This is a genomic window from Mesorhizobium sp. W050 (assembly GCF_054719535.1).
Genome location: NZ_JBTTIH010000001.1, coordinates 2,587,175 through 2,604,976 on the forward strand (window position 1 = coordinate 2,587,175; position 17,802 = coordinate 2,604,976).

The following is a 17,802-nucleotide window of genomic DNA, read 5'->3' on the forward strand; positions in this document are numbered from 1 at the left end:
AAGCCTGGCGTCCCATAGCCGCCGATTGCGGCAAAACGCAACGTGTGCGGCGCATAAACCTGTGCAGCGCTGCTGCAACGGCGCGGACGGCCTGATTGAGGCCGCCCGTGTCAGACGAAGCAAGGTTTCAGCCACGAGGCTGCAGCAGCGCCAGTGCGGCCGTCGCCGCGGCAAGGACGGCGGTAAGGGTCAAAGGCCCCGTAGCGCCATAGGTGTCCACGACATAACCGCCGACAACCGCACCGACGGTGATGGCAACCTGGAAGGAAGTGACCATCAGGCTGCCTGCTGCTTCCAGCGCATCAGGCGCCGCGCGGGACATATTGGTTGGCAGCACCACCGGCGCCATGCCGAAGGCGAAGCCCCACAGCGTAACAAAGCCGAAGGCAACGCCGGTTTGCGCGCCCCAAAGCACCAAAGCGAGTGCCGCAAACGCCATCAACGCGGCGGTTACTGCGAGAGCCATGTGGATGTTGGTGTCGGCCAGGCGACCACCGGCAATATTGCCGATCACAGCGGCGATGCCGAACCCGAGCAGCGCCAGGGCAATCGGTCCGGTTGTGAGGAGCGTCACCTGTTCGAGGAAGGGGCGCACATAGACCGAGCCGGCAAAATGCCCGGTCATCAGCAGAACAATGGCTAGCATGCCGAGTTGGATGCCACGCCGCCGCGTCAGCCGAAAGACGTCCGCAAGGCTGTTGCTTGCCGTTGCAGGCAAGGTCGGCAGGCTGAGAAACTGCAGCAGCATGGCAAGCGCGGCCAGCCCCGCCGTCATGGCCATCGCGCTGCGCCATCCCAGCCAGTCGCTGATCAACGCACCCATCGACGGCGCGGCAATGGTGGCGAGCGAGACGCCGAGGGTGACGATCGCCATGCCTCGACCTGTCGCATTGGCGCCGACCAGCCTCGACACGACGGCAACCGAAAGTGCCCAGAAAGCGCTGAGAGCGATCCCCAACCCGGCCCGGCCCAGCAACAGCAGCCAGAAATTGGGCGCCAGCGCCGCAAGAATATTGGAACCGACCGCCAGGGCCATGAGGCCAACCAGCACCGCCTTGCGGTTCAATCGGCCGATGAGAACATTGCTCAACATGGCCGTCACGGCGCCAACGGAAGCGGTGGCGGTGACGACCTGTCCGGCAGTTCCCTCGCTGATGCCGAGATCGCGCGCCATCGGCGTCAACAGACCTGCCGGCAAGAACTCGGCTGACACCAGGGCAAAGCTGGTGGCCGCCAATGATAGGACCGCAAACCATGTGGCCGCGCTCCACGCGGCTGGTGCATCGGCATCAAGGCCGATTGCGGCGTCTTCAAGCTGTAATGTTGTGTCAGTCACGGAAAGATCTCCACAGTTGGAGATCTTAGATAGGCGAGTCCGCCCGGATGTTATGTACCTTAAAATCCGAAATTCATATCCATTCGTCCGGGAATTGTGCGACGCACAACGCCTGGCGAGACATTGGTGATGCGCTTGAACGCGCGGGCGAAGGACGCCTCGGAATCATAGCCCAAACGGGTAGCGACTTCGGCAACCGACAAGCCGTTTTGGCCCAGCAATTCGCGGGCAAGCTGCATTCGCAGGCGGGCGAGATAATGTGCGGCACCCTCCCCCAATACCGCGCTGAAGCGCTCGGCGAAAATCGAACGCGATTGGCCTGCCACGCCGGCGAGGCTTCCCAGCGTCCAGTTGTGGCCGGGGTCGCGGTGCATGGCCGCCAGAGCGCGGCCTATATGGGGGTCGCGGATGGCTGCGAGCCAACCGGTGGTCGATGCGCCGTTGCAATTGACCCAGCACCGGATGAGCCTGGCTGTCAGCAAATCCGCCATACGCGACAGGATGGTGGCGCTGCCCATCTGCGGTTGCGCGGCCTCCACCGTCATGGCCGCCAGCAAAGGGCCGACCATCGGGTCATTGCCGGCCACGTCGCAACCCTTGATGAGAGGCGGCATCAACGTGATCAACGGATTGAGCGCATAGGAGCCGAGAGACATGGAGCCGCAGAAAAGGGTGCTTGTCGCGCCCGTTCCCTGCCGTATCACTTCGCAAACGTTGCCGCCCAACTTGATCACCTGGCAGCCCTCGAGCGAGTCGCCCACCACGTCCGGCGCACTCGCCAGCCGATGGGCGATGCCTTGCGGCAGCAGCACCAGATCGCCATCGCGCAACTCCTGCCAGCCTTGCGCTTCGGTGTGAATCCAGCATGGACCCTGGCCGACAAAGTGAAAACGAAGCAGTTGTTGTTGCGGAAAGTCTATGCTCCATGGGTGCCGGAGTTCGCAGCGGCCATAGTTGACGCCACTCAAGCGAAAGTCTTGCAGAACTTCGCTGAGCGCATCCATTGGGATATGTGGCAGCGGCGACGGCCGGGACGAATAATCAGGCATTTGCCAGATATAGATACCCGCCGTCCGACAGGCAAGCGCAGACTGTTGTTCCACCGGGGAATCGCTGCCGCGGCACCCTACCCATCCTGGCAGGCTTCCCGCCCTTGCCTCCCGCTCCCAGTGCATGCAAGGAGTGCTGTCGGACACAGGGACAAGAGGCATGGCAGCGGAAGCATCGGGCAGCGATCTCATTCAGGTGGTGGCGCTGCTTGCCGCAGGCGTCGTCGCCGTTCCGATCTTCAAACGCATGGGGCTGGGCTCGATCCTCGGCTATCTCGCCGCGGGCGTGGTCATCGGCCCGTTCGGTATTGGCATTTTTTCCGAATCGGAAGCCATCCTGCATGTCGCCGAACTCGGCGTGGTCATGTTCCTGTTCATCATCGGGCTGGAGATGCAGCCGTCGCGGCTATGGGGCCTGCGCCGCGAGATTTTCGGCCTCGGCGCGCTGCAGGTCGGCGTCTGCGCCTTGCTGCTCACCGGTGTTGGTCTCGCCGGCGGCTTTCCGATCGCGCAATCCTTTGTTGCCGGCGCCGGCTTTGTCCTGACCTCGACGGCGATCGTCATGCAGCTTCTGGAAGAGCGTGGCGAGATGGCCAGCCCCAAGGGCCAGCGCATCGTGTCCATCCTGCTGCTCGAGGATCTGGCAATCGTGCCGCTTCTGGCGCTGGTCGCCTTCCTGGCGCCCGGCGGCAGCGAGATGACCCTGCAGCAAAGGCTGACCGAAATCGGCATCGGTCTTGGCGCCATCGTCGGGCTGGTGGTGGCCGGCCGCTATCTGCTCAACCCGTTCTTCCGCATCCTGGCCGACGCCAAGGCGCGCGAAGTCATGACGGCGGCAGCCCTTCTGGTCGTGCTGGGGTCGGCGCTGGTTATGCAGCTTTCCGGCCTCTCGATGGCGATGGGCGCCTTCCTCGCCGGCGTGCTGTTGTCGGAATCGACCTTCCGCCACCAGCTGGAGGCCGACGTCGAGCCATTCCGCGGCATCCTGCTTGGCCTTTTCTTCCTCGCCGTCGGCATGTCGCTCGACCTGCATGTGGTGGCCGACAACTGGCGGCTGATCGCCGTCTATGTCGTCGCCTACATGGCGATGAATGCGCTCGGCATCTACCTCGTCGCCCGCTTGCTGAAGAGCGGTCATCGTGAAGCGCTGGAACGCGCCGTGATCATGGCGCAAGGCGGCGAATTCGCCTTCGTCCTCTATTCGGCCGCAGCGGCGGTTGGCATCATCGACAGCCGGGCCAACGCAACGCTGACCGCGATCATCATCATCTCCATGGTGCTGACGCCGCTGGCCATCATTGCGCTCAAATATGTGACGCCGCGCGACGAGCAGTCGCTTGAAGGCGTCGACATCGCCGACGGCCTTACCGGCAGTGTGCTGGTCATCGGCTTCGGCCGTTTCGGCCAGATCGCCAGCCAGCCGCTTTTGTTGCGCGGCATCGATGTGTCGATCATCGACAATGATGTCGAAATGATCCAGGCGGCCGCCGATTTCGGCTTCAAGGTCTATTATGGCGACGGCACGCGGCTCGACATTCTGCGCGCCGCAGGTGCAGGCCGCGCGCGCGCCGTGCTGATCTGCGTCGACAAGCCGGACGCCGCCGTGCGCATGGCGGAACTGATCAAGGCGGAGTTCCCGCTGCTGACCGTCCTGGCACGCGCGTACGATCGCGGCACCGCGCTCTCGCTCATCCGCGCCGGCGTCGACTTCCAACTGCGCGAGACCTTCGAATCGGCCCTCGTCTTCAGCGGTTCCGCGCTCGAGGTTTTGGGCGTCGAGCCGGAAGATGTCGCCGATGTCATCGAGGATGTGCGACGGCGCGACAATGCCCGACTGGAGACGCAGCTGGCCGAAGGCGTCCGCGCCGGGCAACGTTTCCTCAGGGGCAATACCGGCACGCCGATCCCGACGCCGCTGACGCAACCGCGCCGGCCCGGCCAGGCGCTGAACGAAGAGACGGCCGGCGTGCTGCACAAGCCGGAGCCCGCCGATCAGGGGGAAAGCTGATGACCGCATTGGATGAGCGCGCGCTCGCCGTCACAAAATTCTGGCGCGAGGCCGGCGAAGACGCGTGGTTCGAGAAGAACGACGCCTTCGACGCGAATTTCCGCAGCAGGTTTCTCGACCTGCACTTTGCCGCCGCCCGGCGCGAGTGCGACGCATGGTCGGAGCATGCCGAGGGTTCGCTGGCGCTGATGATCCTGCTCGACCAGTTTCCGCGCAACTGCTTTCGCGGCTCAGGCCATATGTACGCCACCGATCCGCTGGCGCGGTATTTTGCCGCCAAGGCGATCGCTGCCGGCCACGACCTTGCGCTGGAAGAAAACCTGCGCGTCTTCCTGTACCTGCCCTACGAACATTCGGAACTGCCCGCCGACCAGGACAGATCGGTCGAGCTCACCACCGCCAGGGCGCCGGAGTATGTGAAATACGCCATCGAGCATCGCGACATCATCGAGCGTTTCGGCCGCTTTCCGCACAGGAACAAGATGCTTGGCCGCGAGACGACGGCGGACGAACAGGCATTTCTCGATGGCGGCGGCTTCTCCGGTTAACCCAGCCACCAATCACGGCCGGATGCCAGTCGCTCTATGCCTGATGTATCGACGGCGCTGAGCCGCGCGCTCACGCTCCTGCCGCCCACCGCCAGATCCGGCGCGATCTCGGCCAGGGGCGCCAGCACGAAGGCGCGCTCCAGCATCCTGGGATGCGGCACTTCCAACCCGGTTTCGTGGATTGTGCGGTCGCCGAACACCAATATGTCGATGTCGATCAGGCGCGGACCCCAGCGCTCCTCGCGCACCCGCTTCAGCTTGCGCTCGGCCTCGAGGCAGAGGTCGAGCAGCGCCCTTGGCGCCAGCGAGGTCGAGATTTCGGCAGCGGCGTTGAGGAAATCCGGCTGGTCGAGCTTGCCCCAGGGCGGCGTGCGATAGAGCGAGGAGACGGCGATTACACGCGTGTTCTCGTCGGCGTCCAGCAGGCGCAGCGCCGTGGCCATCGAGGCCGAGGGATCGCCGAGATTGCCGCCAAGGCTGAGATAGACCGTGTTATTGCTACTCTGGCCAGACAACGGTCACCTCGACGTAATCGAGCACGCCGGGCACCGGTGCGTTGGGCTTGCGCACGGTGATCTCGGCCTTCCTGATCTGCGGAAACCGTGAAGTCAGCGCCTTCGCTACTTCGAGCGCCAGCGCCTCGATCAGGAAACGGCGATGTCCAGTGACGATCTTTTCAATCACCGTGAAGGCGATGCCGTAATTGACGGTATCCTCGATGGAATCATCCTCCAGCGGGCGGCTGGGCTCGACCGTCAACTCGGCATCGACATAAAAACGCTGGCCAAGCGCCTCTTCCTCATCCAGCACGCCGTGCCGGGCAAAGAAGGCGCAGTTCTTCATGCGGATGACGTACATTTCTTAGTGTCCTGGGCTCAGCGTCCTGGCTTTTCGCGCGCCAGCATAGCATCGGCGACGGCCAGTGCGTCCATGTTGATTGCGACATCGTGAACGCGAAACAGATCGGCGCCCTTCAGCCTCAGGATGACACTGGTGGCTGCCGTCCCGGCGGCGCGCGCGCCGGCTTCGCGGCCGGTGACGGTGCCGATGAAGCGTTTTCTGGAGGTGCCGGCCATCAAGGGAAAACCGAGCTCCTTAAGCTCGAAAAACCGCGCCATCAGGTCGAGGTTTTCCTCAGCCGTCTCCTTGGCGAAGCCGAAGCCGGCATCGAGTACGATATGATCGTCCGCAACGCCGCTGCGCCTGGCGATTTCCAGCGAAGCCTTGAGGAACAAAAACTGGTCGGCGATGACGTCGGGCAGTTTTTGCCGCTCGCGCCCGGTATGCATGATGACCAGTCCGGCGCCGGTCTCGGCGGCGACGCGGGCGATGCCGGGTTCACGCTGCAAGCCCCAGACATCGTTGACGATATGCGCGCCGGCGGCGACGGCGAGGCGCGCGGTTTCCTCGCGATAGGTGTCGACCGAAATCAGGGCTTCGCCTGAACCGGCGAGTGCTGCGATCACCGGCAGGATGCGGGTCTGCTCTTCTTCAGGCGTCACGGGCGAGGCGCCGGGGCGCGTCGATTCCCCGCCGATATCGACGACGGCGGCGCCTTCTTCCACCATGCGGTGCGCCTGCGCCACCGCCTGGTCAGGCGTGATGAACAGTCCGCCATCCGAAAAACTGTCCGGCGTGACGTTGAGAATGCCGACCACAATGGCTTTCTCGCCAAGGTCGAGATGGCACTTATGCGCCAGTTGCCATCGCCTTGTCGTCATTGTCCTTCAACCATGTGTCTCATTGGCATGTGGCTCATTGGCATGTGGCTCATCGAGCGCTTGCAATCCATCAACGATGCGTGATCGGTGGAAGATCAATTCCGTTGCGCCGGCAACGGCCGTAAAGCAAGGTGAGTGAAGAGGCAACATGATGAAACGACCCCTGCTCTGCGCCCTGATGCTGGCTTTGACCGTCCTGCCGGCGAATGCTGCCAATCTGGTGAAGACTTACAGCTATTTTGCCATCGGCGGCAGCACGCTCGATGACATCGAGACGCAATTGTCGAAGCATGGACCCGAGGTGAAAAGCACCGGGATGCGGCATCCAGGCGCCACCCAGATGGCGTTCACCACCCGCATCAGCTACGCGCAAACCGCTGACACCTGCCGCATCGCCAAGGCCGCCGTTACCGTCAAGGTCAAGGTCATCCTTCCGGAGTGGCGCGGGCCGCGCAAGGCCGATCCCGATGTCAGGCTGTTCTGGGACACGCTGTCGGCCGACATCAAGCGCCATGAGGAGCGTCATGTCGAGATCGCCAAGAACCACGGCCGTCTGCTCGAAGACGCGCTGAACGCGAGCTTTGCGCAAAAGACCTGCGCCGGGGCAAAGGCGAAGGCGGCGCAGATCACCGCGGCCGAACTCGCCAGGCATGACCAGGACCAATTGCGCTTCGACCGCGTGGAAGGCGTGAATTTCGAAAGCCGCATCCTACGGCTGCTGCGCTACCGCATGCAGCGCGTCGAGAACGGCCAGCTTCCGCCCGGCTGAAACACGGACTGATACCAAGCCAATTCTGCCGAAACATGAGGCCAGCCCCAGAAAATTTTCGGGCATAGGTCGAAATCGGCCTATACGGGACGACATATGTCAGGCTCGCAAGATATGTCAGGCTGGCAAGGCGCGACCTTCGAAACACCAGATCAAGACCAATTGAGGCGGCGCGTAGCGGAGCGGCCATTTGGCGCCGCGCAATCGCTCTCAAACTTTATGGATGAACTGACATGGACCAAGCTGTCGACAAGCCGGCTAGGCTGCCTCCCGCCGCGCCGCTGACGGAAAGCGAGAAGAACGTCATCATCGCCGGCATCCTTTTGTCGATGCTGCTGGCGGCGCTCGACCAGTCAATCGTCGCGCCGGCCATGCCGACCATCGGCCGTTCGCTCGGCCATGCCGACTACCTGCCGTGGATCGTGACCGGCTATCTCCTGACGGCGACCGCCATGGCGCCGCTCTACGGCAAGATTTCCGACGTCTATGGCCGCCGGCCGACCGTCTATGCGGCGATCCTGATCTTCCTTCTGGGATCGCTGGTCAGCGCCATGGCCCCCAACATGTTCGTGTTGGTTGTCGGCCGGGCGATCCAGGGTGCGGGCGGCGGCGGCCTGTTCGCCCTGGCGCAGATCGTCATCGGCGACCTCGTGCCGCCGCGTGAACGCGCGCGTTATGCCGCCTGGATTTCGGGCACCTGGGCTGTCGCCAGCATCGCCGGGCCTTTGCTCGGCGGCGGATTTGCCGAACATCTGCATTGGTCGCTGATCTTCTGGATCAATATCCCGCTCGGCATCTTGGCCATGGCCATCATCAACAAGCCGCTGCGCAAACTGCCGGTCGCCGCAAAGCGGCATCGCATCGACGCGCCGGGCGCGCTGCTTCTGGTGGTGGCGACGGCATTGCTGCTTTTGGCCCTCAACTGGGGCGGCAGCGCCTATCCATGGGTCTCCCGCGAGATCGTCGGCCTGCTCGCCTGTTCGGCGGTCTTCTGGGGTGCGTTCGCGCTCAGGCTGATGCGTGCGGCCGAGCCGCTGATTTCGCTTGAAGTGCTGAGCAATCCGATCGTGCTTGCCGGCACGGCGTCGATGTTCCTGCTGCAGGCCGCCAATATCGGCCTGTCGGTGTACCTGCCGGTCTATCTGCAGTCGATCATCGGCCTGTCGGTCAGCCAGTCGGGCCTTGCCATGCTCGGCCTGCTGCTCGGAACGGTCGCCGGCGCGACCTTCAGCGGCCGCACGATACCGCGCTTCTTCCACTACAAGCGTATCGCCATGGTCGGCGTTCTCTTCGCCATTATCTGTCTTGGCGTGCTCAGCCTGGTCGCCGGCCGCGCCTCGCTGCTGGTGGTCGAGCTCTTGACCATCTGCATCGGCCTTGGAAGCGGCACCACCTTCCCGGTCGCCACCGTATCGGTGCAGAACGCCGTCGACCGCGCGCATCTCGGCGTTGCCACCGGCGTGCTGACCTTCCTGCGTTCGCTGGGCAGCGCGCTCGGCGTCGCCATGCTCGGCGCGGTCGCGCTCGGCTATGGCCTGCCGCTTGCCGGCGAAGGCGCGCCGGCTGCCGGACAGATCGTCTCGGCGACGCCCTTCATGATGATCTTCCTTGCCGCGGCCGTCACGCTCGTGCTGGCGCTGATGACGCTGGCGCTGATGCCGGAGAAGTCACTGCGCGGCCGCGACGACGCCGAGGCGCCAGTCGTTCTGGTGGAGTGATTCGGAAAGCCCTGTAGGACCTACTCCACGACGCCGAGCTTCTTCTGCAGGCTGGTCGACGACGTCGTGTACTGGAAGACGATGCGCTCACCGGGGCTGATGATGCGCTTGGCGGCCTGCGCCATCAGCGCCACCTCGTGAAAACCCGACAGGATCAGCTTCAGCTTGCCTGGGTACCAGTTGATGTCGCCGACGGCAAAGATGCCTGGCACCGAAGTCTGGAATTTCTCGGTATCGACCGGGATGAGGTTCTCATGAAGGTTGAGCCCCCATTCGGCGATCGGGCCGAGCTTCATGGTCAGGCCGAAGAACGGCAGCATGCGCGTGCACGGCACCTCGATGTCGCCGTCAGGCCCGCCCTTGATGGTAGCAGAGGCCAGCTCGCCGTCGGCGCCGGTCAGGCCGCTCACCTGGCCGACCCGGAACTCCAGCTGCTTCATCTCCTGCATGGCATACATCTTGTTGACGCTGTCGGGCGCCGCCCTGAATTCCGCGCGCCGGTGGACCAGTGTCACGCTTTTTGCCACCGGCTGCAGGTTCAGCGTCCAGTCGAGTGCGGAATCGCCGCCGCCGACGATGACGAGGTCGTGGCCGCGGAATTCCTCCATACGGCGCACCGAATAGAAGACGCTCCTGCCCTCATAGGCCTCGATGCCGGGAATGGGCGGCCGTTTGGGCTGGAACGAGCCGCCACCGGCGGCGATCACCACCACCTTGGCTTCGAACACCTCGTTCTCGTCGGTGGTGACCCGAAATGAGCCGTCGTCCAGCTTTTCCAGGCTGGAGACCATGCGGTTGAAGGTAAAATCCGGCTTGAACGGGTGAATCTGCTCCAGCAGTCTGTCGACCAGCCCTTGCGCCGAGATCGAGGGCCAGCCTGGAATGTCGTAGATCGGCTTTTCCGGATAGAGTTCGGCGCATTGGCCGCCGGGCCGGTCGAGGATATCGATCAGATGGCACTTCATGTCGAAGAGGCCGAGTTCGAACACGGCGAACAGGCCGACCGGCCCCGCCCCGACAATGAGTGCGTCCGTCTTGATTACATCGGTCATGCCAGGCGAGCCTCATTGTCAAACTGGGGCGAAACTGGCGCGAGACTGCATGAGCATTGGCCCGCTGCCAAGCGGCGGCGGGAAAAATCAGATGGTACGGGAGATCAACCCTGGCGAGCCGGCACGCGCACGACGAGGCCGTCAAGCGCGTCGCGCACCTTGATCTGGCAGGACAGGCGCGAGTTCGGCTGGACGTCATAGGCAAAGTCCAGCATGTCCTCTTCCATCGCCTCCGGCTCGCCGACCTCGGCCGTCCAGGCTTCGTCGACATAGACATGGCAGGTCGCGCAGGCGCAGGCGCCGCCGCATTCTGCCTCGATGCCCGGCACCGCGCTACGGATCGCATTCTCCATGACGGTCGAGCCGTTTTCGGCCTCGACATCGAAAGGAGTGCCGTCATGGGCAATGAAGGTCAGCTTGGTCATTTGTCACCTGAAGGGAGTCCCAGCCGAGATAATCACTCCACCGGACAAGTCAACTGCGGCGCGAAAGCGCCGCTTTGTGACGTTTTTTCGGAAAGCTGGCCAAAGCACGCCCTGGCCCCGTCAATTCATCCCGGTGGCCGCTGCCGAGCGGCAGCCATTACCGGCTGATGGCGGCGATGAAATCGCGCACTTCCTCGATCAGGGTGCCGAGGCGCTTGAGGATGCGCGCATCTTCCGGCTGCTGTTCGATCGAGGTGGCGCAGTCGGCGATGGCAAAGGCGCCGACCCCGCGCGCCGAACCTTTCAGCCCATGCGCCAGAAGCAGTCGCTCCCTGACATCGGCATCGACTATTCTGTCGCGGACGGAAAGCGCCTGCTGTACGAACAGCGCCAATACCTCCTGTTCGAGGGCGCGATCCCCCATAGTCTGACGGGCCAGGTGGGCCAGATCCACTGGGCGCGAACGGGCCGGTCCCGACGCATCGCCGCCCGGCATTGAGAAGGCAATGCCGCTTTCACCGCGTACCAATTTGAAACTCCTTGTGCCGATCGCCGAAAAAACTAGGCGATTTCCGTCGCCAACGCGTTAATGAATGGGCTGGAAAATTGTTGCCGTTGAGGCGGTTAGATCACGTTGTCGTTAACCTTATATTTAAAGTTTTACGTATCTCGCGGAATGCATGTTTTCTTTACCCCTGTGTGTCATTACGATACGAAGGTCCATTTTCAGCCTCCTGCGTGGGATAAGACGAGCCAGAATCAGGCAAAAATAAGAAGTCCCTCGGCAGCTAGTACAGGGTAGCGAAGGCATGGCGAAGAAACCAACGACGACCAGAACTCTCGACAGCGACGTAGCCAGGGAACTCGAAAAGGCACTAGACCTCGATCTCAGCGGAGACGGCAGCGGCGATCTCGATATCGCGGCGTCGATGGAAGATCTGGAAGCGCAGATATCGCAGGCCGCCGACGAACTGGCGCGCGAAGGCCGCCCCCAGAAGCCCGCCCCCGCTCAAAACGCGCCCGTCCAACAAAACCAGAGTGCGAAGCCGGCAGCCAAGCCCGCCGAGTTGCGCCCGGTCGAATCGCGCAACAGCGCGCAGCCAGCCGGCTTCAAGCCGGCAAACGATGACCGCCAGAAAGATTACAAGACGCTGCTACACAGCCTCAACCGGCGCGCGTCTAGCACGATCTATTGGGTCGTGGCGTTCGTGTCGCTGGCCTGGATCGCCGGCGCCGGCGGCCTCGCCAATCTGCTGTTTGGCCCCAGCATCTGGAAAATTCGTACGTTCGATCAAATCCTGGCCCGCCCTGAACTGATCGGCCTAGCGATCGCGGCAATCATACCGGTCGTCCTGTTTTGGGCCTTCGCGGCGATGATCCGCCGCGCGCAGGAAATGCGCATTGCCGCGCAATCGATGACGGAGGTGGCTTTCCGCTTGGCGGAGCCGGAAAACCTCGCCCAAGACCGCGTGATGATGATCGGCCAGGCCGTTCGCCGTGAAGTGGCGGCGATGGGCGAAGGCATTGAGCGCACGCTGGCGCGCGCCGTCGAGCTCGAAACTCTGGTCCACAGCGAGGTCAACCAGATCGAACGCTCCTATTCGGAGAATGAATCGCGCATCCGGTCGCTGGTCGACGGGCTGGGCAGCGAGCGCGAAGCCGTCGTCACTCATGCCGAGCGCGTGCGCGCCTCGATCACCGGCGCGCATGAAACGCTGAAGGACGAGATCGGCGCCGCCTCCGACATTATTCGCGACTCTATCCTCAACGCGTCGACCAAGCTGTCGATGACGATCACGAATTCCGGCGACACACTGATCGACCGCATCAATGAAAGCTCGATGTCGATCTTCGATTCCGTCGAAACCCGGCTGGATTCAATCACCGACAGGCTGTCGACGTCGGGCGAAGCCTTTGCTTCGCTGCTCGACACCCGCATCGCCAAGCTGACGGACACCACAGACGGCCTGACCCGGTCGCTGACCGACCTGCTCGACGACCGCACCACCGGTATGGTGTCGCTGCTCGGCGGCGCCGCCCGCACCCTGAGCTCGGAATTCGAGTCCAGCCTGAACGGCATCGAGCGGACGCTGGCCGAGCGCGGCCAGGCGCTGATCAGCGAATTTCAGACCCGCGCCGAAGCACTCGATACCGGCACGCAGAAGCTCAACGCCGCGCTCGAGGCGCGCGCCCGCCAGATCAACGAAACGCTGGTCGAGCGCGCCCGCGAGATCGCCCACACCTTTGCCGAGAGCAAGGATCATTTGTCGGCCATGATCGATCAGGGCAAGACCCAGATCGGCGCCGACATGGCCGACATCGTCTCGTCGACCTCGTCGATGCTCGAAGCCCGCGCCAGCGATTTCGCCGGCCGGATGGAAGCCGCCCGCCATGTCGTGTCGCGCTCATTCGACACCGACATCCAGCGTCTTGCCGATGCCCGTGTCGGCATCGAGGACGCCGTCGAAAACCACAGCCGCAAGCTGTCCGAAAGCCGCGAACGCATGGCGGCTGCCATGCAGGCGGACCTGGCGAAGTTCGCCGAGGGCCGCGCCGGCATCGATGCGGCCGTAACGAACCAGGTGCAGAAGCTGGCCGAAGGCCGCAACCTGATCTCGCGCGCCCTGGAAGAGGATCTGCGCAAGGTCAACGAGTCGCGCGCCGCCATCGACGCGTCGCTGGGCAGCCATCTCGAGCGGCTTGAAGAAGGCCGCAACCGGCTCAACCAGGCTTTGCATGAAGACTCCGGAAAACTTGTGCAAGCCCGTACGATCATTGACGAAATGGTCGCCGGGCATGTCGGTAAGCTGGCCGAAGGCCGCAACATTCTGTCGCGCGCCCTGGAAGCCGATCTCGGCAAGCTCGCCGACAGCCGCGCCTCGATTGACGGGCTGGTCGCCGGCCAGGTTGAAAAGATCGCCGAAGGCCGCGCCATCCTGACCAAGGCGCTCGAAAACGACATTATCGGCATCAAGGGCGTGATCGAGAACCACTCGGCGAAACTGGCCGAGGACCGAACCGAACTCAGCAAGGCGCTGGAGAACGACCTGTCCGGCATCAGAGGCCTGCTCTCCGACCATTCGAGCCGGCTTGCCGACGATCGTGGCCTGTTGTCACAGACGCTCGAGGCCGACCTCGCCAAGCTCGCCGAGAGCCGGTCGAGCATCGACGGGCTGGTCGCCGGCCAGGTCGAGAAGCTGGCCGAGGGGCGCGATATCCTCAAGCGCGCGCTCGAAGCCGACCTCAACACCATCAAGGGTGCCATCGCGGGTCATTCCGACAAGGTGGCGGAAGAGCGCGGTCAGCTTTCCAGGGCACTGGAGGCCGACCTGCAGAATGTGAACAGCCTGATCGCCGACCACTCGAACCGGCTTGTCCAGGATCGTTCGACGCTATCCCAGGCGCTTAAGGATGACCTTCAGAATGTTAACAGCCTGATCACCGACCACTCGAGCCGGCTTGTCCAGGATCGTTCGACGCTATCCCAGGCGCTTCAGGACGATTTGCACAATGTCAGCGGCATCATGGCCGATCATCAAAACAGGCTCGTCCAGGACCGTTCGGCGCTCTCAAAGGCATTGGAAGACGACATCGCCAAGCTGGCGGAGAGCCGCTCCAACATCGATGGGCTGGTCGCCGGGCAGGTCGAGAAGCTTGCCGAGGGCCGCGACATCCTCACACGGGCGCTCGAAGCCGATCTCAATGCGATCAGGAGCGCCATTGCCGACCAGTCGCAGAAGCTGAGCGAAAACCGTGGCGAGTTCGCACGGGTGCTGGAAGCGGATTTGGAAAATGTCAACAGCCTGATCGAGGGTCACAGCGACAAGCTCGTCAGGGATCGCGCGACGCTGTCGAAGGCTCTCGAGGACGACCTCGCCAAGCTGGCCGAGAGCCGGTCGAGCATCGACGGACTGGTCGCGGGCCAGGTCGAGAAGCTGGCCGAGGGCCGAGACATCTTGAAGCGTGCGCTGGAAGCCGACCTGCAGAAGCTGTCGGCAAGCCGCGGTGAGGTTGACGACATCATCGCCGGCCATGTCGGCAAGCTGGCCGAAGGCCGCAACATGTTGACCCAGGCGCTGGAAGACGATCTGGCAAAGCTCGCCGACATACGCAAGGATGTCGACCGCTCGCTGTCGGGCCATATCGACCAGATTGCCGGCAGAAGCACCGATATCTCAGCGGCAATCGCTGCCGATGTCGAGAAGATCGAGCAGGCCTTCAGCAAGCAGACCGGCATCATCGAAGAGCGCGCCGGAACCATGGAGCGCGCGTTGTCGGTGGGTGTCGACAATGTCCGCAGCGTGCTTGAAAAGAGCGCCGTCTTCGTTGCCGGCGCGCTCCGTGAGAAGGTGATGGAAGTCACCAGCGCGCTGCACGAACAGGCCGGTGCTGCCTTCAGTGATGCCGACCGCAAGATCGCCGAGCGTGCCGAGCAGACCTCGGCCGCCCTTTTGGCCCGGGCCGAGGACATCGCCCGGACCTTCGAGGACGCGGATCGCCGTCTGCACGCCCGTGCCGAGGACACATCGAGCGCCCTGCTTGCTCGCGCCGAGGATACGACGAATGCCTTGCTTGCTCGCGCCGAAGACACGACGAGCGTGCTGCTTGCCCGGCATGACGAGACGTCGAACTCGCTGCTCGCCCGCGCCGAAGAAACGGCCGGACGGCTGGCTGCCCGCGCCGGCGAGATCGCCGGCACGTTCGACGCCGCCGACCAGAAGCTGGTCGCCCGCGCGGTCGAGACGGCGCAGTCGCTGGCCGACCGCGCCGGCGACATCCTGCGTAACTTCGAGGGTGCCGACCAGCGGCTGAGCATGCGCATCGGCGAATCCGCCGAAGCGCTGGCCGCCCGCGCCTCGGACCTTGGCCGCATCTTCGACGCCGCCGACCAACAGCTGATCTCGCGCATCGCCGAGGGTTCGGACGCGCTGTCAGCCCGCGCCACCGAGATCAGCCGCATCTTCGACGAGGCCGATCACCGCCTGGTGTCGCGCATCGCCGACTCCACTTCGACGATCGGCGAGCATGCCGACAACATCGTCGGCGCCTTCGCCAGCACCGAGCAGCGTGTTGCCGAACGTGCACGCCAGACCGGCCAGGAACTTGCCGTCCACGCCCGCGAGATGGAGCAGGCTCTTGCCGGCGCCGATGAGCGGCTGGCCGCGAGCGTTGCGTCCGCAGCTTCGCGCGTCGAGGAACAGGTCGCCAACGTCGAGAACCGCCTTCTTTATACGACGGAGACGATGGGCCAGAAGCTCAACGAGCAGGTTTCCAGCGCAGAAGCTCAGCTGATCTCGCGCGCCAACACGATTGCGGAGACTTTTACCGCGGTCGGCCAGCACATCGGCCAAAGCACCAACGACGCTGCCAAGACAATCGGCACCAATACCCGCGAGCTCAACACGATGCTGGCGGCGCGTTCGGCCGAGATGGCGAAGATCCTGGACGAAACCGCGCGGCCGCTGGTCGAGCGCTTCGCCCAGGGCGGCTCGGAACTGCAAAAGAGCATGGAAGAGGTCACCGAACGCGCGACCGAGAAGCTGCGCAGCGAAAATGCCGCCCTCGTCAACGCGCTCGCCAGCCGCACCGCCGAAACGCTGTCGGCCGTCGAAGGCGCGCGCTCGTCGCTCGCCGATAGCGTCGCCGACCTCATCGGCCGCATGAGCGTCTCCAGCTCGCAGCTTGGTGAGCTGATCGAACAGGCGGCGATCAACCTCGGCCAGGTTGACGAACGTCTGAGCGGCAGCACGCAAAGCTTCGCGGCAACCACCGAAAAGGCCGCGCAGACCTTCGCCAGCTCGGCACGCCTGGTCGATTCGAACACGACGCGGCTTACCGAACTGTCGTCGTCGACCCTGCGCGAAGTGGCCTCGATCGCCACCAAGTTCGACGAGCACAGCCGCTTGCTGTCCTCGGCTTCGGATCTGTTGAGCTCGGCGCAGAGCAATCTGGAGCACACGCTTGAGCGGCAATCGTCGCTCGAAGATCTCGCCGTCGGCCTGGTCAAGAAGTCGGAAGACCTCGAGAAGGTGATGCGTTCGTTCGAAAACCTTGTCGGCCAGACGATGCAGAATGCCGAAGGCAAGACGCTGGCATCAGCCGACAAGATCCGCATCGCCATAACGGAAGTGGTCGATTCGGCAACCAGCCGGTTCGCCGATGCGACCGAGGAGATGCGGCGCACCGCAAGCTCGATCAAGAGCGAGCTCGACCTCACCCGCGCCGAGCTCAAGAAGGGCGTCATCGAGATGCCGGAAGAGGCCAAGGAATTGACCTCGGCGATCCGCCGTGCCGTTGCCGAGCAGATCAACGCGCTCAAGGAACTTTCGGACATCGTTGCGAAATCGGGACGCGGCGGCGACAATGCCGAACCGCGCGCCCTGCGCCCGGCGCCGCAGGCGCCAGTGCAGCGCCCGGCCGAGCCGGTACGCCGCCCGCCGCCGGCGCCACAGCCGGAGCGCCCTGCTCCGCAGGCGCCGCTCGGCGGCCTGCGTGGCACGCTCGATATCGAACGCCCTGCCGAAGCACCGCGCCAGCGCGACGCCAACGCCCGCACGCCGCAAGGCGGGTGGGTGCGCGATCTCCTGACCGGGGCATCGCGCGAGGAGGAAGTCGCCAGGCCGGCAGCGCCCGCGGAAGCACCGCGCGCAACTCCCGCCCAGCGCTCGCCGCTGCATGTCATGGAGTCGCTCAACTCGCTCTCGGTCGATATCGCCCGGGCGATCGACCACGACGCCTCGATCGAGCTGTGGAACCGCTACCGGCGCGGCGAGCGTGACGTGTTCACGCGCCGCCTCTACACGCTCAAGGGCCAGCAGACCTTTGACGAAATCCGCCGCAAATATCAGGCAGAGGCGGAGTTCCGCGCCGCTGTCGACCGCTACTGCGACGATTTCGAGAAGCTGCTCAAGGACGTCTCGCGCAACGACCGCGACAACATCATGGCGCAGACCTACCTGACGTCGGACACCGGCAAGGTCTACACCATGCTGGCCCATGCGAGCGGCCGTTTGCACTGATTGAGGCGACACCACAGACACAGAAAAGGCGGGAAGTTCCCGCCTTTTCTGTGTGCAAAATGTCGGTCTGCGCTGCCCTTTATCCGCCTGCGGCACCTTCTCCCGTATAGCGACGGGGTGAAGGGAGATGGCATCAGCCTCGCCGCCCATACTGCGA

13 protein-coding genes are annotated in these 17,802 nt (G+C 63.9%); 5 read left to right on the forward strand and 8 right to left on the reverse strand.

The annotated features are described in order from the left end of the window. Positions 1–127: 127 nt before the first annotated feature. A complete protein-coding gene (locus ACYG9Y_RS12575) occupies positions 128–1,336 on the reverse strand; it encodes an MFS transporter (RefSeq protein WP_023739996.1) in 1,209 nt (402 codons plus the stop codon). A 59-nt stretch (positions 1,337–1,395) separates the two neighbouring features. Next, positions 1,396–2,385, reverse strand: a complete 990-nt coding sequence (locus tag ACYG9Y_RS12580; protein WP_023673498.1) for an AraC family transcriptional regulator — start codon at positions 2,383–2,385, stop codon at positions 1,396–1,398. Between the two features lie 160 nt (positions 2,386–2,545). On the opposite strand from ACYG9Y_RS12580, the gene ACYG9Y_RS12585 reads away from it, so the two are divergent. Together ACYG9Y_RS12585 and ACYG9Y_RS12590 are read left to right on the forward strand one after the other, a co-directional pair. Beyond that, complete coding sequence (locus ACYG9Y_RS12585; RefSeq protein WP_023739997.1) at positions 2,546–4,393, forward strand: monovalent cation:proton antiporter-2 (CPA2) family protein; 1,848 nt, start codon at positions 2,546–2,548, stop codon at positions 4,391–4,393. Continuing rightward, positions 4,393–4,941, forward strand: a complete 549-nt coding sequence (locus ACYG9Y_RS12590) for a DUF924 family protein (RefSeq protein ID WP_031204189.1) — start codon at positions 4,393–4,395, stop codon at positions 4,939–4,941. The genes ACYG9Y_RS12585 and ACYG9Y_RS12590 overlap by 1 nt, the downstream gene beginning before the upstream one ends. On the opposite strand, the gene folK is transcribed toward ACYG9Y_RS12590, so the two are convergent. The 3 genes from folK to folP are packed head-to-tail and all read right to left on the reverse strand — an operon-like array spanning position 4,938 to position 6,662. Then, entirely contained in the window at positions 4,938–5,456 is a 519-nt protein-coding gene (gene folK, locus ACYG9Y_RS12595; protein WP_023739998.1) for a 2-amino-4-hydroxy-6-hydroxymethyldihydropteridine diphosphokinase, read from the reverse strand. The two genes, ACYG9Y_RS12590 and folK, sit on opposite strands and share 4 nt — an antisense overlap. Next, the gene (folB, locus tag ACYG9Y_RS12600) at positions 5,440–5,799 is read right to left on the reverse strand and encodes a dihydroneopterin aldolase (protein WP_023673502.1); all 360 of its coding nucleotides are present in this window, start codon (positions 5,797–5,799) and stop codon (positions 5,440–5,442) included. Before folB ends, folK begins: the two co-directional genes overlap by 17 nt. Positions 5,800–5,816: 17 nt before the next feature. Continuing rightward, positions 5,817–6,662: a dihydropteroate synthase gene (folP, locus tag ACYG9Y_RS12605; RefSeq protein WP_023739999.1), complete on the reverse strand. Its 846-nt coding sequence runs from the start codon at positions 6,660–6,662 to the stop codon at positions 5,817–5,819. Between the two features lie 148 nt (positions 6,663–6,810). Here folP and ACYG9Y_RS12610 point away from each other — a divergent pair, with 148 nt between their 5' ends. Continuing rightward, entirely contained in the window at positions 6,811–7,431 is a 621-nt protein-coding gene (locus ACYG9Y_RS12610) for a DUF922 domain-containing Zn-dependent protease (protein WP_031253371.1), read from the forward strand. 233 nt (positions 7,432–7,664) lie between these two features. Beyond that, positions 7,665–9,149 (forward strand): MDR family MFS transporter, encoded by a 1,485-nt coding sequence (locus ACYG9Y_RS12615; protein ID WP_023740001.1) that lies wholly within the window; start codon positions 7,665–7,667, stop codon positions 9,147–9,149. 20 nt (positions 9,150–9,169) lie between these two features. On the opposite strand, the gene ACYG9Y_RS12620 is transcribed toward ACYG9Y_RS12615, so the two are convergent. The 3 genes from ACYG9Y_RS12620 to ACYG9Y_RS12630 all read right to left on the reverse strand — a co-directional run bounded on the left by ACYG9Y_RS12620 (position 9,170) and on the right by ACYG9Y_RS12630 (position 11,122). Then, positions 9,170–10,201 carry an NAD(P)/FAD-dependent oxidoreductase gene (locus tag ACYG9Y_RS12620; RefSeq protein WP_023673506.1) on the reverse strand — a complete coding sequence of 344 codons (1,032 nt, stop codon included), beginning with the start codon at positions 10,199–10,201 and terminating at the stop codon, positions 9,170–9,172. 104 nt (positions 10,202–10,305) lie between these two features. Beyond that, positions 10,306–10,626 (reverse strand): 2Fe-2S iron-sulfur cluster-binding protein, encoded by a 321-nt coding sequence (locus ACYG9Y_RS12625; RefSeq protein WP_023673507.1) that lies wholly within the window; start codon positions 10,624–10,626, stop codon positions 10,306–10,308. 157 nt (positions 10,627–10,783) lie between these two features. After that, positions 10,784–11,122, reverse strand: coding sequence for an Hpt domain-containing protein (locus ACYG9Y_RS12630; protein ID WP_023688665.1), 339 nt, complete (start codon positions 11,120–11,122; stop codon positions 10,784–10,786). A 313-nt stretch (positions 11,123–11,435) separates the two neighbouring features. On the opposite strand from ACYG9Y_RS12630, the gene ACYG9Y_RS12635 reads away from it, so the two are divergent. Then, complete coding sequence (locus ACYG9Y_RS12635) at positions 11,436–17,645, forward strand: kinesin (protein ID WP_460223126.1); 6,210 nt, start codon at positions 11,436–11,438, stop codon at positions 17,643–17,645. Positions 17,646–17,802: the final 157 nt, after the last annotated feature.